Here is a 22992-nt window from a genome sequence, read left to right as displayed (position 1 = left end):
TGTATAATCTCTTTTTTAAATTTACCCTGATGCGGCATTAAATTAAAATAGATGTCACTTTAGTCTTGTTATTAACTTCACCTACGTATTACTTACGTAACATCTCTTCGATGAAGTCTTTCCAGGTACTTACTTCTTGTTCGACCATAACCACCTCACTGATGAATTAACGCAAGTGTACGCCACTTTTTTCACTTTAGGAATAGTCTTAATGAACAATTTTTAATCCAGTCTAACTATCAGTGCAATTGCTGTTTCGGCAGCATGTTGAGCAGCGATAAACCTTATATCGGCACGATTTCCTGCCCAATTAATTTTTTAAAGTGGTTTATCTACGCTCTATAACAAGAAAAAGTGTTCAATTAGGGAAGTCAACCTCACCTGGGTTATGAAACCGGGTTACCTCCCATGCCACGGGCGTTTACCGCGTGTTGATCGCTGCTTTTTCCAGGCTTATGCCCCCCATGAGACGCTGAGGTGGGCCAGATTTTTACTTTTCCCGGTATTAATCCCTTTATAGGCGTTTCATTCCTGAAACAAAGCCCTGTGGCCAAATAAGAATTAAAATAAAAACTCTCCCTGATAAACACGTAGCGCATAGAAAAACCGCGAGTAATAATAACTCATGAAATTATCATAATTAAATCTCAATAAATCATTAACGTTGATTTTTTATTAACCAATTTATAACAATTAATTAATTTCATATTATCACTTCCTCCCCTTCCCGCTCATTTGACGCTTTTTTACCTGCGCCCTCTACGGCAACAATGAAACAGCCTTTCTGCCGCCGTCAGGAATAAAAAAACCAGCAGCGCCAGGGCCTGTTTTTCCATCCCTTTGTTTTTGTAGCCGTTGCCATTATTTGCGCCTGCCAGCGGCGATGAAATCGCTTACTCTGTTTTGCCCAATCCCTCTGCCTCCCACCGGGAGTAATGCCGTATGACGACTGTTAGGATTACTGATGCCCTGGAGAGCCATATGCCGGCTATTCAGGCAATTTATGCCCATCACGTTCTGTATGGGCTGGCTTCGTTTGAAACTGACGCGCCTGATGTGGCTGAAATGCACACCCGTTATCAGAAAACCCTGGCAAGCGGCCTGCCCTGGTGGGTCGCCCTGGAAGATGACCGGGTCATTGGCTACTGTTATCTCTCTTTTTACCGCCCACGCTACGCCTACCGTTATACGGTCGAGAACTCCATCTATATACGGCATGATGAAACCGGGCGCGGCACTGGTAAACGCCTGATGGAAACCGCTATTGAATGGGCGGAACAACAGGGTTATCGCCAGATGGTGGCAAACGTGGGTAACAGCAACAACCGGGCATCCCTCGCGCTGCACCGTTCACTGGGTTTTGAGCAGATGGGCGTGCTGCGCGCCGTCGGGCTGAAACAGGGCCAATGGCTGGACACCGTCTTGCTGCAACGCCCCCTGGGTGTGGGGGATACCACTCTTCCTGATAGGGAGCCGAAAAAATATGGCAAAACTGGACATTGAGACGGATGAAACCCGCTACCCGGTGGATTGGCAGGCCCTGGCACGGCTGATTGAGCGCGGCGGCCTGAATGCGCGTAATGTTGATCAATTACGCCAGGCCTACCGCAACAGCGCATTCTGTTACTGGGGTTATCTGGAGGGAAAACTGGTGGCGACCGCCCATGCCATCAGTGACTTTACCTATGCGTCTTACCTTTCCGATGTGGTAGTTGACCCGGATGTACAGGGCCGGGGGCTGGGCGATCAGCTGATGCGCCGCATCTGCGATGATTTGCGCCCTTACGGTAAGCTGTTTATCTATGCGGTGCCGGATAAAATCGATTTTTACCGCCGTTATGATTTTCACCTGCTGCACACCGGTATGGTGGCCGCCTCACCCGGCCAGATTCAGGCGATGCAGCAAAAAGGCTATATCGATTGATCACACGGGCCCGGCGGCTGGATCGTCCCGCCATTTTCCCGCATTATGTCGGAATGCCGGGACATTCAGCGCCCCCGGCGCACCGTTCCCTTTTCTGATCACGCGTTTATAGGTATTTTTCATGGCAGAGTCCCCCACCTCCCCTGATTTCACCCTCTATGGCATAAAAAATTGCGATACCGTTAAAAAAGCCCGTCGCTGGCTGGATGAGCAGCAGGTGGCGTATCGCTTTCATGACTATCGGGTTGATGGCCTGACGGCGGAGATGCTTCACACCTTTATTGCCCAGCAGGGGTATGAGGCGTTGCTGAATACCCGCGGCACCACCTGGCGCAAACTGAGTGAGGAGGAGCGTGGGGCCGTGACCGATGCCGGCTCCGCCCTGCAGCTGATGCTGGCGCACCCGGCGATTATTAAACGCCCGCTGCTGGCCGGTTCCGGCGAGACGTCACTGCTCGGTTTTGATGCCGGACGCTATCAGCACTTTATTTCACAGGGGAACTAAGATGACCTGTCCGGTAATTGATTTGGCGCAGCAATTGATTAAGCGCCCCTCCCTCAGCCCGGATGATGCCGGCTGTCAGGCCATCATGATAGCCCGCCTGAAGGCGTTGGGCTTTACCATTGAACCCATGAATTTTGGCGATACTCAGAACTTCTGGGCCTGGCGTGGTGAAGGTAAAACGCTGGCCTTTGCCGGGCATACCGATGTGGTGCCGGTGGGTGACGAGTCGCGCTGGATTAACCCGCCGTTCGAACCAACCATCCGTGATGGGATGCTGTTTGGCCGGGGTGCCGCGGACATGAAAGGCTCGCTGGCCGCGATGGTGGTCGCTGCTGAGCGCTTTGTGGCCGCCAACCCGCACCACCGTGGCCGCCTGGCTTTTTTGATCACCTCTGATGAAGAGGCGAACGCGACTTACGGCACGGTCAAAGTCGTGGAAGCCCTGATGGCGCGTCAGGAGCGGCTGGATTACTGCCTGGTGGGCGAGCCTTCCAGCACTGAACGCGTGGGTGATGTGGTCAAAAATGGCCGACGCGGCTCGATGACGGCCAACCTGCATATTCATGGCGTGCAAGGCCACGTGGCTTATCCGCATCTGGCGGATAACCCGGTGCACCGGGCGCTGCCGGCCTTAGCGGAGCTGGCCGCCACCGAGTGGGATCAGGGCAATGAATTCTTCCCCCCGACCAGTATGCAGATCGCTAACGTGCAGGCCGGCACCGGCAGTAATAACGTCATTCCCGGTGAATTTTTTGTGCAATTCAACTTCCGCTTCAGCACCGAATTAACCGATGAGCTGATCAAGCAGCGGGTACAGGCGCTGCTGGAAAAGCACCAGTTACGCTATACCATTGAGTGGAAAATTTCCGGCCAGCCTTTCCTGACTGCACGCGGTGAGCTGGTGGACGCGGTGGTCAGGGCCGTCCGGCATTACAGCGAAATCTCGCCGAAATTGGAAACCACCGGCGGCACCTCCGACGGGCGTTTTATTGCCCAGATGGGCGCGCAAGTGGTTGAGCTTGGCCCGGTTAACGCCACCATCCACAAGATTAATGAGTGTGTCAGCGCGGCTGACCTGCAACTGCTGAGCAGAATGTACCAGCGGATTATGGACCAGTTAATCGCATGATCACCGACGAGATGCTGACCGGCCGCAGCGAGGCCCATCTGGTGCCGCTTTGTGGCCCCCATCGCCTTCAGCCGGAGGCGGCACAGGCGTTTATCCGCTTGCAACGTGCTGCGCGCGCTGCCGGATTTGATCTGCAACCGGCCAGCACATTTCGTGACTTCGATCGGCAACGCGCCATCTGGAATGGCAAATTCCGTGGCGAGCGGCCACTCTTAGATCAGGCCAGCCAGCCGCTGGATGCCGCCGCGCTCCCTGTAGCGCAACGCTGTGAAGCTATTTTGCGTTGGTCAGCGCTGCCCGGCACCAGCCGCCACCACTGGGGCACCGATCTGGATGTGTATGACCCCTCACGGCTGCCGGCCGGGCACCCCCTGCAACTGGAGCCGTGGGAATATCTGCCGGGGGGCTACTTTGCCCCGCTGACGGAATGGCTGACCGGGCATATGGCTGAGTTTGGGTTTTACCGTCCCTTTGCCGAGGATCGCGGCGGGGTAGCGATTGAGCCCTGGCATCTGAGTTATTACCCGGCGGCCCGTCAGCTGGAAACGTTACTGACGCCGGAAAAGATCATATCATCGTGGCAAGGGCAGGATGTGGCAGGCGCAGAGTGGTTGTCTGCCCATATCGATACGCTGTTTACGCGTTACGTAAGCATTAATCACGGAGGGTAACCATGCATTGGATAGCCGATTACTGGTGGATTTTTTTAGTGATTCTGGTGGGTATTATCCTCAACGGCATCAAAGAGTTACGCCGACTGGATCATAAACGTTTTTTAAACAACAAACCGGAAATTCCTCCCCATCGCGATAACAACGCACAATGGGATGACGAAGACGACTGGCCAAAGAAAAAGTAATTGGCCGGGAGTCACACCACGGGCAGCGCAGGCTGCCCGTTTTTTTATGGCCCTTCCCCGGCTTACAGACAAAAAAAGGCCCCGCAGGGGGGCCAATGGGTACTCTCAGGGGGAGGCGAACAGGAATTGCTTAATTACCTACGGCATGTCGTACCGGCACTACCCATGATATTTCATACCGGCATTACCAACGGTATTTCACGCCGAGGTTGACAGCCCACGGCTGGTCAACATCGCTGCCGCCCAGGTAGTTGGCGTCAGCATAGATGCTGAAGTTTTTGCTCATTTCAAACTGACCACCGAGCCCTACGCGAACGGCTGAGCCATCCACACCGTTATCAATGCGGTCACCATTGATTTGCGCATCGTTGCTTGAGCTTTCATACACATAGGCCAGTGAGGCATACGGGGTGAACGCCTGGCCGCCTGCATATTCAAAGGTGTAACCGATGTCCGCGCCCAGTTCATAACGGATACTGTCGTATGCCTGATCGCTGACGTTCATGCCGTTATTCAGGGTGTAGTCATCGTCCCCCACAAACACGCCGGTGATGCTGGCGTATGGCGTCAGGTAGGCTTTCGGCTGGAAGGCCCAGTCATAACCCAGTTTCAGGCCAAAGCCCCAGGCATCCGTGGTGTTGTCACCGGACGCGTGCTGGCCGTTGCTCATGGTGCTGTCGAGGTCATTGCTGAAGTGGCTGTAGCTCAGGGAGCTGTCGACGAACACGCCGTTGTTAAACATCAGGCTGCTGTAAACCCGGGCTGACTGGCTGTCAGAATCCGCGTCAGCATCAGACATGCTGAGGCTGGATTTCGCGAAGCTGGCAGACATACCGACCAGCCATTCGCGTTCGCCACCGCCTTCAACCACTTTATCCAGGCCCACCATAACGCCGTTGACGTCCTGATCGTAGTCAACCACATCATTGCCGGTATTCAGGTTGCCGCCAAAGTAGTTAACCCACACACCGCCTTTATCCTGATTAGTCGTATGGCGGACGTTGTCCATGCGGTTATCCAGAGTATCTTGTTCCATGTGCCAGGTGCTGGCGTTGGAAGACGGCAGGCTCAGGGCCGCATTGGCGGACGAGGTCAGCCCTTTCTGGTCCAGCACCACCACATCACCGCGTTGCTCTGCCTGATAACGATAGGCGCCCAGATCCGCTTCGTTGGCGTCGGTAAAGGTCGCGTTGCCGCCATAGATGCGGATCAGCTCTTTGTCTTTGTAATCTGCCACGCTGCCGGCACCGGTCGCATTATCAATACGCACCTGATAATTGCCGTTTGCCGTGCCATTCACGCTCAAGTGGCCGTCTGAATTGAGGCCAATCACGCCGGAGTCATAAACATAATCGGCGGCAGTTTTGTCACGGGCATTATTCAAATCAGCATTCAGCACAAATTCACGGCTGCCGATATCAAATACGCCGTTGTCAGTCAGCACCAGATTTTGGGTGTCAACCTGACCACGGCCCAGATCCAGCTCCGCCCCGTTGCTTACCGTCAGGGTGTTGGCATACAGGTGGGCACTCTCTTCCACCAGCGATGCGCGGCTGCCTGAGTCGAGGTGCAGATCGTCGGTGGCGACGTCACCGTGAGCCGCAATGTTCAGCAGGGAACCGTTGGTCAGGGTAATGGTGTCGGCAAGAATAGAGGCTTCCTGCACCGTGACCTGTGACGCGTTATTAACAGTGAGGTTGTCCAGGTTAGAGGCTTTGGTCGCGTCCCACTCGGAACCATTGTTTATGGCGATATCGAACAGGCCGCTTTGATAAACGGCATCACCGGTCAGGTGACCATAATCAGAATTGTAAACTGACGCCGGCCAGCGGCTGTTGGTGGTGTGGTCATACAGGGAGGTGTCCGCCTGGACACTGGAGGTTGCCGCCCCGACCCATTTGCTGCCGTTATCCAGCGTCAGGTGCAGTTCATCGGTATTGTCCCAGCCATCGGTGTCCAGAACGCCGTCACCGTTGCTGTCATGCCCATCAACGTAATAGCCGTTGTCGAAATAGCTGACAAACGCGACATCGCCGGTCATGGTGGAGTTGTTTAATACCACGTTGGTTTTCATGGCATTGTCTGCATCGGCACTGGCGACCACAGACAGGGCGATGTCATCGGCGGCAGTGCTGGTTGCGGTGTTGTAATCGCTTGGTTTATCAGACTGGCCGTAGAAACCTTGCTTATCCAGTTCGCTGTAAGCGCCGGAGGTCAGAACCGAGTCATTAATCTGGACATTATTATCGAAGGTTTCGGCGCTGTTGCCGTTCACATCCGCCCAGTCATACCCCTGAGACAGCGAAATACCCGCCACATGGGAGTTATTCTGAATCGTAATATTGCTTTCCTGATCCAGGGTAATGGCGGTACCCAGCGCATAGGTGTCTACCTGATGGAAATCACGTACCTGATCCGCATCCGTCACATCATAAATATAGTGCTCATAGGTATCATTAATCGTGGTGTTATCAATAACCAGATTCAGGGGGTCAAGATAATTCCCCCGCGGCTCAGTATTACTGCAATCCCCCGTCATACAACCGGAGGTGATCATCCCATTCACCGTGGTATTCGAGAGGGTCAGGGTATTATTGTCGCCCGCACCGTCATCTAAATAATAGGTTGAGATCACACCATTTACGACGGCGTTATTGATAACCGGGTAAATGTCGCTGCCGTCATAACCGGCGGCAGTATTATCCCAGTCCACATACCCCTGATAATGCACATGGCCATTAATATCAACACCATGCGTAAAGGTATCAAAGGAAGAACCGGAGATATCTTGTGATAGTGCGGCAGAGGAGGTCAACGCAAGCGCACAGGCGAGCGTGATTTTTGATAAGGAGAACTTCTTATGGCTGACAGGCATTTGATAATCCCTCAATGCATAAAGTTACACCGCTACTTATCAGAATTTATTCTGATAAAGAGGCACGTCCATTAATAAAAAATAGTCTTACTTGCACAGTAATCCGCAGGGACGATCATATTTTAAGGTCGAACTTTATTCAACCTTGCAGGGAACTTTACCGCTAACTCTTAATTCATTGAGATTTTTTAAGAACAATTCTAAGATAATAAAGATATTCATCCATTTATTTTTATCTTATTTAATCAGTTAATATCAAGAATCAAATTAATTAAGCCACAATTAATTTAATCGGCCTGTATTAATCTTTAAAAGAAAATAAAATGACAATCGTAAAAAGCGGGCGTAAATGCGTTATACGCCCGGCCATGCCGCCGCCCACGCCTGTGCGTGCCGGCAGGCAGCGGGATCACACGCCGCCAGGGCGTTGGCCGTCTCCTGACGCCAACGCACTAACAGGGCTTTGCGCCCCGGCAGCGAAAATTGCGCGCAGAGAGACGCCACCTCCTGACCCTGCTGCAAATGCGCCCGCAGCGCCGGCAACGGCAGGGCTGAGTGCAGCAACAGGCGTTGCAGCGCACCCAGGCTCGCCTCCAGCGGGCGGTGGGCAAACGCAAAGCCCGCCAGTTCACGCCAGTCTTCATCATCCAGTGTTTGTGAAACGTGGTTTGCCTGCGGCAGCGGCAGGTCAACCCGTGCCGCCAGCCACGGCCAGTCCCGGTTGAACCGCAACGCGGCCTGTTGTGCCAGGGCATGTCCGGCGTCTGAGAGCGGCAATAAGGCCATCGCGGCATAACAGCCGCTGCTTGCCTCACGCTGGCTGCCGATACGCGCCAGACGAAAACCGCACTGCTGCCAGAAGGCCCATAAAGGCTCGGTAAAACCAAAGCTGACTGACAGGAAATCGGCCCCATCAGCATGCGCACGTGCGATCTGTTCCTGTACCAGCCGGGTGCCCAGCCCATGACGACGCTGGCCCGCCGTTACGGCAATGCGGCTGATGCGGCGTGAGCGCAGCACCGGTGCCTGCCACTGGCCGCCGTGTGCGGCCAGCGACTGGGCGATCAGGCTGCCGCGCGGGCGGCGGCGACCGGCCCATACCTCGTGCGCCAGCGCCTCGGGTAATCCGCCCTCTTCCACCAGCCACAGCGCACCATGCACCTGCTGCTGATCCCAGGCGGCCATCACATGCTGGCCTGGTGCATCCAGTAACCGGCGTAAATCGAGCGGAGAGGTACGGTAATGGGCGGCGCTGAGTAACCCGTAGAAGTCGGCCAGTAACGTGGGGTTTTCAGGCCAGGACGCCTGCGGCACTGGCATCAGCGTACAGGGCGCTGCCGGTGTGCTGTCGGGCACCGGAGAATCCGCCATCAGCAGGGCCGCATCCAGCAGGGCCTCCAGCGGATCCCCTTCCGCCCAGCGAACCGGCTGGGTGAGCCTGAGATCGTGCCAGCACGGCAGGTCAGCACAAAATTTCAGCAGGAAGCCGCGCCCGGTGCCTTCATAGCCCTGAACGGTGGTCGTCAGCAAAACCTGGGGGAAAAAGGCGATCAGCGCGTGCAGCAACGGTGCCGGAATGGCCGCTGCCTCATCAATCAGCAACCAGCCGCGGTGTGCCGGGGGCTGACGCCGGCAGGCCGCCAGCAACGCATCGGGGGCCATAAACGGCAGGTCGTCGCCTGCCCATTGGCTTAACGTTTCTGCGGCCTCACGGCTGGGCGCGGTTAGCAGGCAATGGCCCGGCTGGGAAGCAGCCAGCATCCCTGCCAGCGCCGATTTGCCGCGGCCTCGCGCCGCCGTCACCACCCAAACGCCGGCGTCAGCCTGTTGCAGGCGGGCCAGGAGTTGCTGCTGCCCGGCGGTCGGGCCGCCGTCCGGCCGCTGCCATGCCGGGCGGGCTGCCCATGCCGGCAGAACAAACGGCTCGCCCTGCCGCCAGAGCAGGGTTTCTGCATCGTTTTCCAGCAGGCGGGTAAGGTGAGCCACAAAATGCGGTGTGGGGATAGGCTGCGGCTGTTCGCTCCAGCGCACACTGTCACTGTCCGGCTGGTGCGGCCAGCGATCCCACGGCGGCACCAGCAACAGCAACCAGCTGCCGGCGGCCAGGCATCCGGCAAGTGCTGCCAGCGCCTCGGCGTCCAGGCCCTGGGTTGCATCAAACACCGCATGTTGGCGTTCACGGCCGAGCAGCCCCCTGGCCCGCGACGGGGGAAGAGCCTGCGGCAGCGCGGGATCGGGTGTCATCCACAACACATCGGCGGCCAGCGCTGAGGCGATAGCCCCAGCCTGCGCCAGGCACCATGTGCGTTCGCCGCTCAGCACCAGCAGGCGGCGAATACCGGCCTGCTGCATGGCGTGCTGTGCGTTGAGGATGTCGGTGATCATACCCTGCCTGCCGCGTCATAAATTATCGGGCGGCAAAGGTATCACACTCCTTATAGTTTCCGCTGTCAAAACCGCGTTTGAACCAGGTGTAGCGCTGCTCTGAGGTGCCGTGGGTAAAGCTGTCCGGCACCACCCGGCCCTGGCTCTGTTGCTGCAAGCGGTCATCACCGATTGCCTGCGCGGCGTTCAGCGCCTCCTGCAAATCGCCCGCTTCCAGTACCTGCTGCTCCTGCATGGCATGGCCCCAGACACCGGCGAAGCAGTCCGCCTGCAACTCCAGCCTCACAGAGAGATGGTTGACCTGCGTTTCAGACGCGCCCTGCTGCATTTCACGCACTTTGCGCTCAATGCCCAGCAGGTTCTGCACATGGTGGCCGACTTCATGCGCCACCACATACCCTTGGGCGAAATCCCCGTCGGCACCCAGCTTATCTTTCAGTTCCTGATAGAACGAGAGATCCACATACACGGTGCTGTCTGCCGGGCAGTAGAACGGCCCCATCACTGACTGGCCGGTGCCGCAGCCGGTGCGGGTCATGCCGCGATACATCACCAGTTTCGGCTCACGATACTGTTTTCCCTCCTGCTGGAAAATCGTGTTCCAGGTATCTTCCGTCGACGCGAGGATCACCGATGTGAATTTTGCCATCTCATCATCCTGCGGGCTGATGGTCTGCGTCTGGCTTATTTGTTGTTGCCCGCCGCCGCCCAGCAGCGGAGTCAGGTCAATGCCGTAATAGCCGGCGATCAGCACCACCACCACAATAATAATGCCGCCTTTGCCGCCCATTGGTACGCGGAACCCGCCGCCGCCACCTGAACTGGCGCCGCGGCGATCTTCCACATTGTCACTTTCACGTCTCCCTTGCCAACGCATAACCCTGCTCCCCGGCGTTTTAACACCCATTTCTGTTAATGATGATCGTTATTAATAATCGTTGATAACCCTCGGAGTCATCACACTTTAGCTTAGCTTAAATCCCGCCGGGTGAGGTGTGCCTCGCCTGCCGGGGAACCGCCGAAAACAAACGGGCGGCCATCAAGGCCGCCCGCGGGGAAATCAGGAGCAGGGTAATCGATTGCGTGGTTAGTCCAGCTGAACGCCGATACGTCTGGCGACATCCTCATAGGCTTCAATCACGCCGCCCAGGCTCTGGCGGAAACGGTCTTTGTCCATTTTGTTGAGGGTGGCTTTGTCCCACAGGCGGCTGCCGTCCGGGGAAAACTCGTCGCCCAGTACCACTTCGCCGTTGAACAGGCCAAATTCCAGTTTGAAGTCCACCAGGATCAGGCCGGCATCATCAAACAGTTTGCTCAGCACGTCATTCACCTGATAGCTCAGCGCCTTCATGCGCGCCAGGTTCTCTTCATTCACCCAGCCGAAGGTTTTGCAGTAGGATTCGTTGACCATCGGGTCATGCATGGCATCATTTTTCAGGAACAGATCGAACAGCGGCGGGTTCAGTTCCAGCCCCTCTTCAATCCCGAGACGTTTCACCAGAGAACCGGCCGCGCGGTTACGGATGACACACTCTACCGGCACCATGTCCAGCTTCTTCACCAGCACTTCATTATCAGAGAGCAGGCGCTCCATCTGGGTCGGGATCCCCGCCTCTTCCAGTTTGCTCATGATGAAGTGGTTGAACTTGTTGTTCACCATGCCTTTGCGGTCAAACTGCTCAATACGTTCGCCATCGAGCGCTGATGTATCGTTACGGAACTCCAGCACCAGCAGGTCAGGATTTTCGGTGGTGTAGACGGTTTTCGCCTTTCCGCGATACAGCTCAGCTAACTTTTGCATCTTAACTTACTCCAGTGATATGACTCGTCGGGATAAAGGGTAACGTTTGCGTCGTGGTGGCGGCAACAAAAATCTGTGCCGGTCATGCTGCCGGAAGCCCAATAAAAAAGGGGCCGAAGCCCCTCAGATTAGTTTGCCGGTCCCTTGTCGAAGGCGGCCTGGAACACCGCCACCAGCGCATCGTTTTCCGATTGCGTCAGCGGGTGTCCTTTGGAATCAATGAACTGCAAGCTGCTGCGGTTGTCGAGATCGCCAACCTGCAATTTGTAGTCACCGTTTTTCACGTTTTCCGGTGCGCTCACACCCAGCGCTTCCCAGTCACTGTCGCTCAGGGATTTGTAGGTAACGGAGAGCGTGCCCTGCGGGCGGCTGCTGTCGGTCACGGTCATGCCGACGCGCTCCAGCGTGTTCGGCAGGCGGTTCCATACCTGGGCATAAGGCGCACGCACCACCAGCACCGGCAGGCCGGTATCATCGCTGCCGCTGGTGACATTGAAGCTGCTGGTATCACGCCCTGCCCGGCTGTTTTCCAGGTCAGTCGAGATTTTGTCGAGGCCGGCCACCAGGCTGTTCAGCATCTGGCCGTTATAACGCTGGATCTCAGACGGCGCAGTGATCGCGTTGCCCTGCTGTTGCAGTGCCAGGGTTTTCACGCTCAGGGCCAGCTGATAGTCCTTCGGTGCCACGGTGATTTGATAACGGCCTTCGTACTGGAAGTCCTCATCGGCGCGGTTCCATTTCACCCAGTCGGTGCTGAGTGTCTGGCCGGCATCATTGCGGTTAGCCACCGGGTAACCGTTCTGTTCGACCACTTTCACCACATTGGCCCACAGATCGCGGTTTTGCGGGCTGTTTTCCAGCAGGATCATGACGCTGTCACCGGCCAGCTGGGAGCGGGAACCGCTCAGCAACGGCAGCGGCTGCACCGGCGGCCGGATATCCAGTTGCTTACCCACGCCGCCTTTCAGCGTCACAGCCGGTACATCGTATGTCCCGTCCTGCAACGGCAGAATCATCCCGGCGGGCGCCTTCAGTTCTTTCAGCGCAGGCGCATCGAGGTAGGCTTCGTCACCACTCACCTGGCGCTTATAACGCTGATCGCTGGAACAGGCCGCGAGCAGCAGAACGAGGGATACCCCCGCGACTTTCGCTACACGCGACGTATGCAATGAATAAACCATCAAATCTCCCTAAGAGTTACAGCAAACCGGCATGTTTCAATGCCTGCTCCACCACCGGGCGGGCTGCATCGGTCAACGGCGTCATTGGCAGACGCAGTGTATCGGTTGCCATCAATCCCAATGCCTTGCAGGCCCATTTCACCGGAATTGGGTTCGCTTCTACAAATAAATCCTGATGCAACGGCATCAGGCGCTGGTTCAGGCGACGGGCTTCAGCAAAATTTCCCTGCTGAGCCAGTGCACAGAGTTGCGCCATTTCCCGGGCCGCCACGTTGGCCGTCACCGAAATCACGCCCTTGCCGCCCAGTTGCATAAAGTCCAGCCCGCTGGCGTCATCGCCGCTCAACAGACAGAACGCCTCATCATCAACCAGCACTTGGATCTGGCTAACACGGTTTAAGTTCCCTGTGGCCTCTTTAATTGCCACAATATTCTTGATTTTTGCCAGCCGCGCGACGGTCACCGGCAGCAGATCACAGCCGGTACGGGAGGGCACATTGTACAGGATCTGCGGCAGCGCGGTGCTTTCAGCAATCGCTTTAAAGTGCTGGTACAGCCCTTCCTGCGTGGGTTTGTTATAGTAAGGGGTCACGGTCAGGCAGCCCACAACGCCACTTTTTTCAAAGCGTTGCGTCAGAGAGATGGCTTCTGCGGTGGCATTTGCCCCGGTGCCGGCAATGATCGGGATACGCCCGTCAGCCAGTTCCACGGTCTGCATCACCACATCACCGTGTTCATCGTGGCTCAGGGTGGCAGATTCGCCGGTGGTGCCTACGGAGACAATCGCCGAGGTTCCGCTGGCGACATGATAATCAATCAGTTTTTTCAGGCTCGCGCGATCGACAGCACCTTTGTCGTCCATCGGCGTAACCAGTGCAACAATACTTCCGGTAAACATTAGCCATCCCCTCCACAAACAGGTCACTCATGGTACGTTTGACTCTTCATTAAAAGCAAGCAAACAACCTGGTTACAAGCGCTTGGCAGGCGGTTTTTTTTATGTTTACCATGGGAACCCCACGGAGCATGACAGGAAGAGCAATTTTGCCGCAGCCACAACAACACTATCTGGTTATCACCGCGCTGGGCGCTGACCGCCCCGGCATTGTGAACACCATTACCCGTCACGTCAGCAGCTGCGGCTGCAATATTGAAGACAGCCGTCTTGCCATGCTCGGTGAGGAGTTCACCTTTATCATGCTGCTGTCCGGGAGCTGGAATGCCATTGCCCTGATTGAATCGACCCTGCCGCTGAAAGGGGCCGAACTGGAGCTGTTGATTGTAATGAAGCGGACGCATTCGCACGGGCGCCCGCCGATGCCGGTCACAGTATGGGTGAAGGTGGAGGTGAAGGATTCACCGCATATTATTGAACGCTTTACCGATCTTTTCGACTCGCATCAGATGAACATTGCCGAACTGGCCTCCAAAACGCAGCCCGCGACTGGAGATAACCCGCCCCAGCTGTCGATCCAGATCACCGCGCACAGCCCTGCTGACACAGACTCATCAATTATTGAACCGGCCTTTTACCGGCTATGTACAGAATTGAATGCGCAAGGCACTATTAGCGTGGTGAACTATCCACAGCATGATGAGAAAGATGGAGAGTAGTGATGAGCCCACTGAAAGCCGGTGATACAGCGCCGCAATTTAGTCTGCCCGATCAGGACGGCGAATTGGTCAATCTGGCCGACTTCCAGGGACAGCGCGTCCTGGTCTATTTCTACCCTAAAGCCATGACGCCCGGCTGCACCGTGCAGGCCTGCGGTTTGCGTGACAATATGGATGATCTGAAAAAAGCGGGTGTGGAGGTGCTGGGCGTCAGCACTGACAAGCCAGAGAAACTCTCGCGGTTTGCCGAAAAAGAGCTGCTGAACTTCACCCTGCTTTCCGATGAAGATCACCTGGTGGCGCAGCAATTCGGCGTCTGGGGTGAAAAGAGCTTTATGGGGAAAACCTATGACGGCATCCACCGCATCAGCTTCCTGATTGGCCGCGACGGCAAAGTCGAGAAGGTGTTTGATGAATTCAAAACCAGTAACCACCACGACATCGTGATGGATTACCTGAAGGCCAGCGTGTAACGCCCCGTTTCACGCCGGCGGTCTCCCTGTTTTTTAAAAAAGCGCACCCGCGCTTTTTTTTATGGCCGGTGTTCCGGGTCGTCGTACAGTTCGTCCGGCCAGGCGTGCACCACCGCTTTGACCAGCGTCGCCAGCGGAATGGCAAAAAAGATGCCCCAGAAGCCCCACATGCCGCCAAAAATAATCACCGACAGGATGATCACCAGCGGGTGCAGGTTCACTGCCTCGGAGAAGAGGATCGGCACCAGCAGGTTGCCGTCCAGCCCCTGCACCACCAGATAGGCGATAATCAGCGTCCAGAAATCCGCGCCCAGCCCCCACTGGAACAGCGCAATCACCACCACCGGAATCGTGGCGATCACCGCGCCGATGTAAGGGATAAGCACCGAAAACCCCACCAGCACCGCCAGCAGCAGCGAGTACTGCAGCTCCATAATAAAGAACACGATATAGGTGGCGATGCCCACCACCACCATCTCCAGCACCTTGCCGCGGATATAGTTGGTGATCTGCTGGTTCATCTCCACCCACACCTGCCCGGCCAGCCCGCGGTTACGCGGCAGCACCCGCCGCACCGCGTTCAGCATCTGCTCTTTGTCCTTGAGCAGGAAAAACACCATCAGCGGCACCAGCACCAGGTAAATCGACAGCGTCAGCAGCCCCACCAGCGAGGCGAGCGAGAATTTCACCACTGACCCGCCCACCAGCGTCAGGCGGGTGCGCACATCCTCGGCCATCATGTCGATGATGCCGGCATCCACCAGCGCCGGGTAGCGCTTCGGCAGGCTCTGCGCGTAAGCATAGAAATGGTTGAGCATCGACGGCAGATCCGTGGCCAGGTTCACCCCCTGCTGCCAGGTGGCCGGGGCAATCACAAACAGCGCCAGCATCACCACCCCGGCAAACAGCGTCAGCACGATGCTGGCGGCCCAGGTACGCGAGCAGCCCAGCCGCTGAAGCCGTGCGGTCGGCCACTCCAGCAGGTAGGCGAGCACAATGGCCACCAGCAGCGGAGCCAGAATGCCGTGGAAAAAATAGAGGATACAGAAACCGGCCAGCAGGATAATCAGCAGCGCAATGGCTTCCGGGTCGGAGAACCGGCGGCGGTACCACTGTAATAACAACTCAAGCATTCAACACTCCAGAGACCGGAAACCGGGGCAGCCCCCCACTTTCCGGTATATATCCCCGCGCAAACGTTCCATTGCATCAAGGGGATGGCTAAGATAAGAAAAACACGCGTGCGCAGGAACCCGCTACGCCGCAGGGAGTCTACGCAACCGGGGGAGCGCCGGAAAGCCACACCCGCCTGTTTTTACCTCCCAGGCCAGACGTTTACCGCCATTGGGCAGCAAAGGTGCCGCGGGAGCAGCCCGTCCGGCGCCGTCGCTTACCGTCAGGATTTTTTACCAAGGGATCGCGCATCATGGCTTTATCATTGAAAAAACCGCTTATTGCCGCGCTGATTGGCGCATTGTCGCTCTCCGCCGTCCTCCCGGCCGCGGCCGCAGCGCCGTTGCTGGCGGCAGACGCCACCCCGCTGGCTGACCAGTTGCCGGACATCGGCACCACGGCGGGCGGCACCCTGAGCATCAACCAGGAGTTGCAGATGGGGGATTTCTATGTCCGCCAGCTGCGCGGCAGCGCCCCGTTAATTAACGACCCGTTGCTGGTTCAGTATATCAACCAGCTGGGAAACCGGCTGGTGGCCCACGCCTATTCCGTGCGCACACCCTTCCATTTTTTCCTGATCAACAATGACGAGATCAACGCCTTCGCCTTCTTTGGCGGCAACGTGGTGCTGCATTCGGCGCTGTTCCGCTACACCGACAATGAAAGCCAGCTCGCCTCGGTCATGGCGCACGAAATTTCCCACGTCACCCAACGTCACCTGGCGCGGGCGATGGAAGACCAGCAGCGCAGCGCCCCGCTCACCTGGGTGGGCGCACTCGGCTCTATCCTGCTGGCGATGGCCAGCCCGCAGGCCGGGATGGCGGCCCTGACCGGCACGCTGGCCGGTGCGCAACAGGGCATGATCAGCTTTACCCAGGCCAATGAACAGGAGGCGGATCGCATCGGCATTCAGGTGCTGCAACGCGCAGGCTTTGACCCGGAAGCGATGCCGACCTTCCTGCAAAAGCTGGCGGACCAGTCGCGCTCCGCCTCGAAACCGCCGGAAATGCTGCTCACCCACCCGCTGCCGGACAGCCGCCTCGCCGACACCCGCAACCGCGCCAACCAGATGGGGCACGTGGTGGCGCACTCTTCGCTGGACTTTATGCTGGCCAGGGTGCGCATTCTCGGCATGTACGGCAGTGAACAGAACCGCCTGACTGAGGACACCCTGCAACCGCTGGAACAGGGCAACGTGCGTGAGCAGACCGCCGCGCGTTACGGCCGGGCCATTTTGTTTTACCAGGCAAACAAATATGGTGAGGCGGCAAGCGCCCTTGCGCCGCTGCTGGCGAAAGAGCCGGGCAACGTCTGGTATCTCGATCTGATGACGGATATCGACCTCGGCCGGAAACAGATCCCGCAGGCGATTGCCCGGCTGGAAAAGGCCAACGCCGCCCGCGGCAACCCGGTGCTTCAGCTTAACCTGGCGAATGCCTATGCCGAAGGCAACCGCCCGGCCGACGCCATCCGCATTCTTAATCGCTATACTTACGCTAACCCGGACGATCCGAACGGCTGGGAGCTGCTGGCCCAGGCATCGGCCGCCAATAACCAGCGGGCACAGGAGTTATCGGCCCGGGCAGAGAGCCTGGCGCTGGTGGGCAGGCTCGATCAGGCCATCGAGGTGCTGAGCAATGCCAGCGCGCAAGCCAAACTCGGCAGCCTGGACCAGGCGCGGTATGACGCACGCATTGACCAGTTCCGCCAGATGCAAAAGCGCTTCCGCCAGTACCAGCGCGGCTGACCTTACGGCAGGTTTACCTGCCGGTTCATGCATTGACTTTAAGGAAGCAGATAATGGAAACCGTTTCGATTTACCACAACCCGCGTTGCAGCAAAAGCCGTGAAACGCTGGCATTGCTGGAACAACAAGGGATAAAGCCGGATGTCATCCTCTATCTGGAGACGCCGCCTTCGTTCGCGACCCTGCAAACGCTGGTACACCAGCTGGGGCTGGCCTCCGCACGCGACATGATGCGCCGTAACGAAGAGATCTATACCGAGCTGAAGCTGGAGGATACGGCACTGAGTGAGGAGGAACTGGTTCAGGCGATGGCGGATCACCCAAGGCTGATTGAGCGCCCGATTGTGGTGGCAAACGGCAAAGCCCGGATTGGCCGGCCGCCGGAAAAGGTACTGGAGATCCTGTAGGCGGCGCTACAGGCTGAGGATCTCTTTCACAAAGGGGATCGTGAGTTTGCGTTGCGCGGTAATCGAGGCGCGGTCGAGCTGATCCAGCGTCATAAACAGGGTGCGCATCTCGCGATCCAGCCGTTTCAGCAGGAAGCGGCCCACGTCTTCCGGCAGTTCAAAACCGCGTAACTTGGCGCGCAGTTGCAGCGCCTGCAACTTTTCCTCATCCGACAGCGGCAACAGTTTGTAGATCTGCCCCCAGTCAAGGCGCGAGGCGAGATCGGGCAGTTGCAGGTTAAGCTGGCGCGGCGGGCGATCGCCGCTGATAAACAGCCGGGTACGCCCGGTTTCCAGGATGCGGTTATACAGGTTGAAGATCGCCATCTCCCAGGCTTCATCCCCGGCAATGCACTCGATATTGTCGATGCAGACCAGCGCCAGTTGCTCCATCCCTTCCAGCACCTCCGGCACAAAATAGGCGCGCTTATCCAGCGGAACATAGCCCACGGCTTCGCCTTTCTGGGAGAGTTCGGCACAGGCGGCATGCAGCAGGTGGCTGCGCCCCCCGCCGACGCGGGACCAGAAATAGATGTATGTCCCGTGTTCCTGATGCAGTGCGGTATGAATGGCAGCGAGCAGGGAGGGATTTTCCCCCGGATAGAAACTGGCGAACGTTTCGTCATCCGGAAGATAGAGTGGCAGTGAAAGCTGCGCCGGCGTATTCAGAAGCACCTCAACCAAAACGGTCAGTAAAACCCGCGGAGTCTACCATAAAAACGGCCGCCAGGAGAACCGGCGGCCGCACGATGATCGATCCTGCCCACGGGAGGATCCCGGTTAACGGGCCATTCAGTGGTGTCTGGCGTCCTCTTCCGGCTCGAGCACCTGCTCTTCACCGCGGAAGCGTTCAATCAGTGTAAACAGCAGGCTCAGGAAGATGCCGACAATCGTCGCCAGCGCCATGCCTTTCAGTTCCGCCGCGCCGATGTGCACTTTTGCGCCGCTCACGCCGATGATCAGGATAACTGACGTCAGGATCAGGTTCTGCGCCTTGTTGTAGTCCACTTTTGACTCAATCAGCACCCGGATCCCGGACGCGCCAATCACGCCGTACAACAGCAGCGACACCCCGCCCATCACCGGTACCGGCACCGCCTGGATCGCCGCCGCCAGTTTGCCGACGCACGACAGCAAAATCGCCAGAATCGCCGCGCCGCCGATCACCCAGGTGCTGTAGACCTTGGTAATCGCCATCACGCCGATATTTTCACCGTAGGTGGTGTTGGGTGTGGAACCGAAAAAGCCGGAGATCATGGTGGAGAGGCCATTGGCAAACATGGAGCGGTGCAGGCCGGGGTCACGCAGCAGATCTTTTTTCACAATGTTGGCGGTAACGACCAGGTGGCCGACATGCTCGGCGATCACCACCAGCGCGGCGGGCAGAATGGTCAGCATCGCCACCCACTCAAACCGCGGCGAATAGAATGTCGGCAGCGCGAACCAGTGCGCCTCGCGGATGGGAGAGGCATCCACCACGCCCATAAAGAAGGAGAGTGCGTACCCCACCAGCACCCCGATCAGGATCGGGATAATCGCCAGGAAACCGCGGAACAGCACCGAGCCGAGTACCGTCACCGCCAGCGTCACCAGCGAAATGGTCACGGTTTTGCCGTCCACGGAGGCGCCGTCCGCCGGCAGCAGCCCGGCCATATTGGCCGCCACGCCGGCCAGTTCCAGCCCGATCACCGAGACAATCGCCCCCATCGCGGCCGGGGGGAACATCACGTTGATCCAGCCGGTGCCGGCCTTCTTCACAATCAGCGCCACCAGGCAGAACAGCGCGCCGCAGAGGATAAAGCCGCCGAGCGCCACCTCATACCCGAGCGGCAACAGCAGCAGCACCGGCGAAATAAAGGCAAAGCTGGAGCCGAGGTAAGCCGGGATTTTCCCTTTGCAGATAAACAGGTACAGCAGCGTGCCGATGCCGTTGAACAGCAATACCGTGGCCGGGTTAACTTTAAACAGGATCGGCACCAGCACGGTCGCGCCAAACATGGCGAACAGGTGCTGGAAGCTTAACGGAATCGTTTGCAGCAGCGGTGGGCGCTCACTGACTCCGATGGCGCGACGGGTCATCTTTCTATCCTCATACGGTGTTATTGATGGACGGCGTGGGGAAAACAATTAAAAAAAAGCCGACTTCTCAGCCGGCTTAAATGCTTACTTGGTACCAAATATTTTGTCGCCTGCATCGCCGAGGCCCGGCACGATGTAGCCTTTTTCATTCAGGTACTGATCAATAGAGGCGGTGAACAGCTCGACATCCGGGTGGGCTTTTTCCAGGGCGGCGATCCCTTCCGGGGCGGCCACCAGCACCAGCACCTTGATGCTGGTGCAGCCGGCTTTCTTCAGCAGGTCGATGGTGGCGATCATGGAGCCGCCGGTGGCCAGCATCGGGTCAACCACCAGCGCCATACGTTCTTCAATGTTGGACACCAGTTTCTGGAAGTACGGCACCGGCTCCAGCGTCTCTTCGTCACGGTACACACCGACCACGCTGATGCGTGCGCTCGGGACGTGCTCCAGGACGCCTTCCATCATGCCGAGGCCGGCACGCAGGATCGGCACCACAGTGATTTTTTTGCCTTTGATCTGGTCTACTTCAACCGGCCCGCACCAACCATCAATGGTCACCTTTTCGGTTTCCAGATCGGCGGTCGCTTCATAGGTCAGCAAACTCCCCACTTCAGAAGCCAGTTCGCGAAAGCGTTTGGTGCTGATGTCATTTTCACGCATCAGGCCCAGCTTATGTTTTACCAGCGGGTGTTTTACCTCAACGATCTTCATAATTATTCTCCCCTACGATGGTTGACGGCCAAAAAAAAATCGCGAGATTATAACGCCTTTTTTTTGTCGCGCCACCGCTAATCGCCTGATCAGGATCAACTGATTTTCGATTAACAGTATAGAAGGCAAAACGTCTTTCCCCCGCATAAGCCACTCGCAAACGTTTGCCTGGGCTGTTAGAATTGCCGCGCTCAATTTTAACCACCAACCGCAAACCGCCGTGGGGATCCAGCAGTGACCGATAAAACCTCTCTCAGCTATAAAGACGCAGGTGTGGATATTGATGCAGGAAATGCATTGGTAGACCGTATCAAAGGTGTAGTGAAGCAGACCCGCCGCCCGGAAGTGATGGGTGGGCTGGGCGGTTTCGGTGCTTTGTGCGCGCTGCCGCAAAAATACCGTGAGCCGATTCTGGTTTCCGGCACTGACGGCGTCGGCACCAAGCTGCGTCTGGCGATGGATCTGAAGCGCCATGACACCATCGGTATCGATCTGGTGGCGATGTGCGTGAATGATCTGGTGGTTCAGGGCGCGGAGCCGCTGTTCTTCCTGGATTACTACGCGACCGGCAAGCTGGACGTGGAGACGGCCGCCAGCGTGATCACCGGCATTGCCGAAGGGTGCAAACAGGCCGGGTGTGCGCTGGTAGGCGGTGAAACCGCTGAAATGCCGGGCATGTACCACGGTGAAGATTACGACGTCGCCGGGTTCTGCGTCGGCGTGGTGGAGAAGTCGGAAATCATCGACGGCAGCAAAGTGCAGGACGGCGATGTGCTGGTGGCGCTCGGTGCCAGCGGCCCGCACTCCAACGGCTACTCGCTGGTGCGCAAAATCCTGGAAGTCAGCAACACGGATGCCGCCACCGAACAGCTGGACGGCCGGTCGCTTGCCGATCACCTGCTGGCCCCGACCAAAATCTACGTAAAATCGATCCTCAGCCTGATTGAGCAGATTGATGTGCACGCCATCGCCCACCTGACCGGCGGCGGTTTCTGGGAGAACATCCCCCGCGTCTTGCCGGCCAATACCCAGGCGGTGATTGACGAGTCGAGCTGGCAGTGGCCGGCGGTATTTACCTGGCTGCAACAGGCGGGCAACGTCAGCCGCCACGAGATGTACCGCACCTTTAACTGTGGTGTCGGCATGGTGATCGCCCTGCCTGCGGCACTGGCGGATCAGGCGGTGGAACTGCTGACCGCTTCCGGTGAAAAAGCCTGGAAAATCGGCCACATCAACGCCTCTGACGCGGCAGAGCAGGTGGTAATCGGCTGATGAAAAAGATCGTGGTGCTGGTATCCGGCCAGGGGAGTAATCTCCAGGCGTTGATTGATGCCTGCCAACAGGGACGTCTCCACGCATCTCTTGCTGCGGTGTTCAGCAATAAAGCCGATGCCTATGGGCTGGAGCGCGCCCGCGAGGCGGGGATTCCGGCGCACGCCCTGGACGCGCGTGAGTTCAGTGACCGCGTGGCGTTTGATGCCGCGCTGGCGGAGCAGATTGACGCCTACGCGCCCGATCTGATCGTGCTGGCGGGGTATATGCGCATCCTCAGCGCGGCGTTCGTCCGGCATTATGCCGGGCGGATGCTGAACATCCACCCTTCCCTGCTGCCGAGATACCCTGGGCTGCATACCCACCGTCAGGCGCTGGCCAACCGCGATGCGGAACACGGCACCTCGGTGCATTTCGTCACCGAGGAGCTGGACGGCGGCCCGGTTGTCCTCCAAGCCAAAGTCCCGGTCTTTGACGGCGACAGCGAGGAGGATCTGCAGGCCCGTGTGCAGGTGCAGGAGCACCAGATCTACCCGCTGGTGGCACAATGGTTTGTCAGTGGCCGCCTGACCATGCAGGAGGGGGCCGCCTGGCTGGACGGGGGAAGGTTGCCGCCGGAGGGGTATGCGGCGGAGTAGCGGGCGGCGGCCGCAGACACGCTCCCAGCGTGTCTGTCCCGGCCCGAACAGCCCGGAGGACGCTGGAGGGGAGCCGCGGGAGCGGCCAATAATTCTGCCGGAGCACCCAAGGCGCGGGGATGCAAGGGGCGCGCGCCTACGCGCCCCTTGCGCGGTGGCGGCAGCGGAGCCGCAGAAAGA

At 57.7% G+C, this 22992-nt stretch carries 23 protein-coding genes; 12 read left to right on the top strand and 11 right to left on the bottom strand.

Translation table 11 applies throughout. The features are described from left to right. Positions 1–88: 88 nt before the first annotated feature. Positions 89–148, bottom strand: coding sequence for a protein YpfM (gene ypfM, locus CYR52_RS23110; RefSeq protein WP_139300320.1), 60 nt, complete (start codon positions 146–148; stop codon positions 89–91). A 794-nt stretch (positions 149–942) separates the two neighbouring features. On the opposite strand from ypfM, the gene CYR52_RS20325 reads away from it, so the two are divergent. The 6 genes from CYR52_RS20325 to CYR52_RS20300 all read left to right on the top strand — a co-directional run bounded on the left by CYR52_RS20325 (position 943) and on the right by CYR52_RS20300 (position 4417). Next, positions 943–1503 (top strand): GNAT family N-acetyltransferase, encoded by a 561-nt coding sequence (locus tag CYR52_RS20325; RefSeq protein WP_101829314.1) that lies wholly within the window; start codon positions 943–945, stop codon positions 1501–1503. Next, positions 1493–1924, top strand: a complete 432-nt coding sequence (locus CYR52_RS20320) for a GNAT family N-acetyltransferase (RefSeq protein WP_072930427.1) — start codon at positions 1493–1495, stop codon at positions 1922–1924. The genes CYR52_RS20325 and CYR52_RS20320 overlap by 11 nt, the downstream gene beginning before the upstream one ends. A gap of 121 nt (positions 1925–2045) precedes the next feature. Further along, entirely contained in the window at positions 2046–2429 is a 384-nt protein-coding gene (locus CYR52_RS20315; protein ID WP_101829313.1) for an ArsC family reductase, read from the top strand. A gap of 1 nt (position 2430) precedes the next feature. Then, on the top strand, positions 2431–3558 hold the full coding sequence (gene dapE, locus CYR52_RS20310; protein WP_101829312.1) for a succinyl-diaminopimelate desuccinylase: 1128 nt from the start codon (positions 2431–2433) through the stop codon (positions 3556–3558). Between the two features lie 11 nt (positions 3559–3569). Further along, the gene (locus tag CYR52_RS20305; RefSeq protein WP_175579002.1) at positions 3570–4229 is read left to right on the top strand and encodes a M15 family metallopeptidase; all 660 of its coding nucleotides are present in this window, start codon (positions 3570–3572) and stop codon (positions 4227–4229) included. A 2-nt stretch (positions 4230–4231) separates the two neighbouring features. Next, the gene (locus tag CYR52_RS20300) at positions 4232–4417 is read left to right on the top strand and encodes a YpfN family protein (protein WP_072930362.1); all 186 of its coding nucleotides are present in this window, start codon (positions 4232–4234) and stop codon (positions 4415–4417) included. A gap of 184 nt (positions 4418–4601) precedes the next feature. Here the strand turns inward: CYR52_RS20300 and CYR52_RS20295 are convergent, their stop codons facing one another. The 6 genes from CYR52_RS20295 to dapA all read right to left on the bottom strand — a co-directional run bounded on the left by CYR52_RS20295 (position 4602) and on the right by dapA (position 13557). Further along, positions 4602–7292 (bottom strand): autotransporter outer membrane beta-barrel domain-containing protein, encoded by a 2691-nt coding sequence (locus CYR52_RS20295; protein ID WP_101829310.1) that lies wholly within the window; start codon positions 7290–7292, stop codon positions 4602–4604. 354 nt (positions 7293–7646) lie between these two features. Continuing rightward, positions 7647–9677: a tRNA(Met) cytidine acetyltransferase TmcA gene (locus CYR52_RS20290; RefSeq protein ID WP_241522438.1), complete on the bottom strand. Its 2031-nt coding sequence runs from the start codon at positions 9675–9677 to the stop codon at positions 7647–7649. Positions 9678–9699: 22 nt separating this feature from the next. Then, entirely contained in the window at positions 9700–10554 is an 855-nt protein-coding gene (gene ypfJ / locus CYR52_RS20285; protein ID WP_072930358.1) for a KPN_02809 family neutral zinc metallopeptidase, read from the bottom strand. A 210-nt stretch (positions 10555–10764) separates the two neighbouring features. Then, a complete protein-coding gene (gene purC / locus CYR52_RS20280; protein ID WP_072930356.1) occupies positions 10765–11478 on the bottom strand; it encodes a phosphoribosylaminoimidazolesuccinocarboxamide synthase in 714 nt (237 codons plus the stop codon). A 128-nt stretch (positions 11479–11606) separates the two neighbouring features. Further along, positions 11607–12659: an outer membrane protein assembly factor BamC gene (bamC, locus tag CYR52_RS20275; RefSeq protein ID WP_101829309.1), complete on the bottom strand. Its 1053-nt coding sequence runs from the start codon at positions 12657–12659 to the stop codon at positions 11607–11609. Between the two features lie 16 nt (positions 12660–12675). Next, the gene (gene dapA, locus CYR52_RS20270; protein WP_072930350.1) at positions 12676–13557 is read right to left on the bottom strand and encodes a 4-hydroxy-tetrahydrodipicolinate synthase; all 882 of its coding nucleotides are present in this window, start codon (positions 13555–13557) and stop codon (positions 12676–12678) included. Between the two features lie 128 nt (positions 13558–13685). Here dapA and CYR52_RS20265 point away from each other — a divergent pair, with 128 nt between their 5' ends. After that, a complete protein-coding gene (locus CYR52_RS20265) occupies positions 13686–14273 on the top strand; it encodes a glycine cleavage system transcriptional repressor (RefSeq protein WP_206602283.1) in 588 nt (195 codons plus the stop codon). A gap of 2 nt (positions 14274–14275) precedes the next feature. After that, a complete protein-coding gene (gene bcp, locus CYR52_RS20260) occupies positions 14276–14746 on the top strand; it encodes a thioredoxin-dependent thiol peroxidase (protein ID WP_072930345.1) in 471 nt (156 codons plus the stop codon). A 59-nt stretch (positions 14747–14805) separates the two neighbouring features. On the opposite strand, the gene CYR52_RS20255 is transcribed toward bcp, so the two are convergent. Then, entirely contained in the window at positions 14806–15879 is a 1074-nt protein-coding gene (locus tag CYR52_RS20255) for an AI-2E family transporter (protein WP_072930343.1), read from the bottom strand. A 293-nt stretch (positions 15880–16172) separates the two neighbouring features. Between CYR52_RS20255 and bepA the strand changes: the two genes are divergently transcribed. Beyond that, complete coding sequence (gene bepA / locus CYR52_RS20250) at positions 16173–17666, top strand: beta-barrel assembly-enhancing protease (protein ID WP_072930340.1); 1494 nt, start codon at positions 16173–16175, stop codon at positions 17664–17666. Positions 17667–17719: 53 nt separating this feature from the next. Further along, positions 17720–18073 (top strand): arsenate reductase (glutaredoxin), encoded by a 354-nt coding sequence (gene arsC, locus CYR52_RS20245; protein WP_072930338.1) that lies wholly within the window; start codon positions 17720–17722, stop codon positions 18071–18073. 6 nt (positions 18074–18079) lie between these two features. Here the strand turns inward: arsC and hda are convergent, their stop codons facing one another. The 3 genes from hda to upp form a co-directional block, all read right to left on the bottom strand. Further along, positions 18080–18787, bottom strand: coding sequence for a DnaA inactivator Hda (gene hda / locus CYR52_RS20240; protein ID WP_072930421.1), 708 nt, complete (start codon positions 18785–18787; stop codon positions 18080–18082). A gap of 117 nt (positions 18788–18904) precedes the next feature. Beyond that, positions 18905–20191 (bottom strand): uracil permease, encoded by a 1287-nt coding sequence (uraA, locus tag CYR52_RS20235; protein ID WP_072930336.1) that lies wholly within the window; start codon positions 20189–20191, stop codon positions 18905–18907. A gap of 84 nt (positions 20192–20275) precedes the next feature. Beyond that, positions 20276–20902, bottom strand: a complete 627-nt coding sequence (gene upp / locus CYR52_RS20230; protein WP_101826461.1) for a uracil phosphoribosyltransferase — start codon at positions 20900–20902, stop codon at positions 20276–20278. A gap of 234 nt (positions 20903–21136) precedes the next feature. On the opposite strand from upp, the gene purM reads away from it, so the two are divergent. Together purM and purN are read left to right on the top strand one after the other, a co-directional pair. Then, positions 21137–22174 carry a phosphoribosylformylglycinamidine cyclo-ligase gene (gene purM, locus CYR52_RS20225; RefSeq protein WP_072930332.1) on the top strand — a complete coding sequence of 346 codons (1038 nt, stop codon included), beginning with the start codon at positions 21137–21139 and terminating at the stop codon, positions 22172–22174. Continuing rightward, entirely contained in the window at positions 22174–22812 is a 639-nt protein-coding gene (gene purN / locus CYR52_RS20220; RefSeq protein WP_101829308.1) for a phosphoribosylglycinamide formyltransferase, read from the top strand. Before purM ends, purN begins: the two co-directional genes overlap by 1 nt. Positions 22813–22992: the final 180 nt, after the last annotated feature.

The organism is Chimaeribacter arupi (assembly GCF_002858805.1).
Classification (GTDB): domain Bacteria; phylum Pseudomonadota; class Gammaproteobacteria; order Enterobacterales; family Enterobacteriaceae; genus Chimaeribacter; species Chimaeribacter arupi.
The sequence above is the reverse complement of the archived record's forward strand: the minus strand, read 5'-3'. Positions and strand labels throughout refer to the sequence as shown.

Bases quoted from the DNA above. Each gene is read 5' to 3' on its own strand.
- CYR52_RS20325 (WP_101829314.1), top strand. From the start codon at position 943: ATGACGACTGTTAGGATTACTGATGCCCTGGAGAGCCATATGCCGGCT.
- CYR52_RS20315 (WP_101829313.1), top strand. From the start codon at position 2,046: ATGGCAGAGTCCCCCACCTCCCCTGATTTCACCCTCTATGGCATAAAA.
- dapE (WP_101829312.1), top strand. From the start codon at position 2,431: ATGACCTGTCCGGTAATTGATTTGGCGCAGCAATTGATTAAGCGCCCC.
- CYR52_RS20305 (WP_175579002.1), top strand. From the start codon at position 3,570: ATGCTGACCGGCCGCAGCGAGGCCCATCTGGTGCCGCTTTGTGGCCCC.
- CYR52_RS20300 (WP_072930362.1), top strand. From the start codon at position 4,232: ATGCATTGGATAGCCGATTACTGGTGGATTTTTTTAGTGATTCTGGTG.
- CYR52_RS20295 (WP_101829310.1), bottom strand. From the start codon at position 7,292: ATGCCTGTCAGCCATAAGAAGTTCTCCTTATCAAAAATCACGCTCGCC.
- CYR52_RS20290 (WP_241522438.1), bottom strand. From the start codon at position 9,677: ATGATCACCGACATCCTCAACGCACAGCACGCCATGCAGCAGGCCGGT.
- ypfJ (WP_072930358.1), bottom strand. From the start codon at position 10,554: ATGCGTTGGCAAGGGAGACGTGAAAGTGACAATGTGGAAGATCGCCGC.
- purC (WP_072930356.1), bottom strand. From the start codon at position 11,478: ATGCAAAAGTTAGCTGAGCTGTATCGCGGAAAGGCGAAAACCGTCTAC.
- bamC (WP_101829309.1), bottom strand. From the start codon at position 12,659: ATGGTTTATTCATTGCATACGTCGCGTGTAGCGAAAGTCGCGGGGGTA.
- dapA (WP_072930350.1), bottom strand. From the start codon at position 13,557: ATGTTTACCGGAAGTATTGTTGCACTGGTTACGCCGATGGACGACAAA.
- CYR52_RS20265 (WP_206602283.1), top strand. From the start codon at position 13,686: ATGACAGGAAGAGCAATTTTGCCGCAGCCACAACAACACTATCTGGTT.
- bcp (WP_072930345.1), top strand. From the start codon at position 14,276: ATGAGCCCACTGAAAGCCGGTGATACAGCGCCGCAATTTAGTCTGCCC.
- CYR52_RS20255 (WP_072930343.1), bottom strand. From the start codon at position 15,879: ATGCTTGAGTTGTTATTACAGTGGTACCGCCGCCGGTTCTCCGACCCG.
- bepA (WP_072930340.1), top strand. From the start codon at position 16,173: ATGGCTTTATCATTGAAAAAACCGCTTATTGCCGCGCTGATTGGCGCA.
- arsC (WP_072930338.1), top strand. From the start codon at position 17,720: ATGGAAACCGTTTCGATTTACCACAACCCGCGTTGCAGCAAAAGCCGT.
- uraA (WP_072930336.1), bottom strand. From the start codon at position 20,191: ATGACCCGTCGCGCCATCGGAGTCAGTGAGCGCCCACCGCTGCTGCAA.
- upp (WP_101826461.1), bottom strand. From the start codon at position 20,902: ATGAAGATCGTTGAGGTAAAACACCCGCTGGTAAAACATAAGCTGGGC.
- purN (WP_101829308.1), top strand. From the start codon at position 22,174: ATGAAAAAGATCGTGGTGCTGGTATCCGGCCAGGGGAGTAATCTCCAG.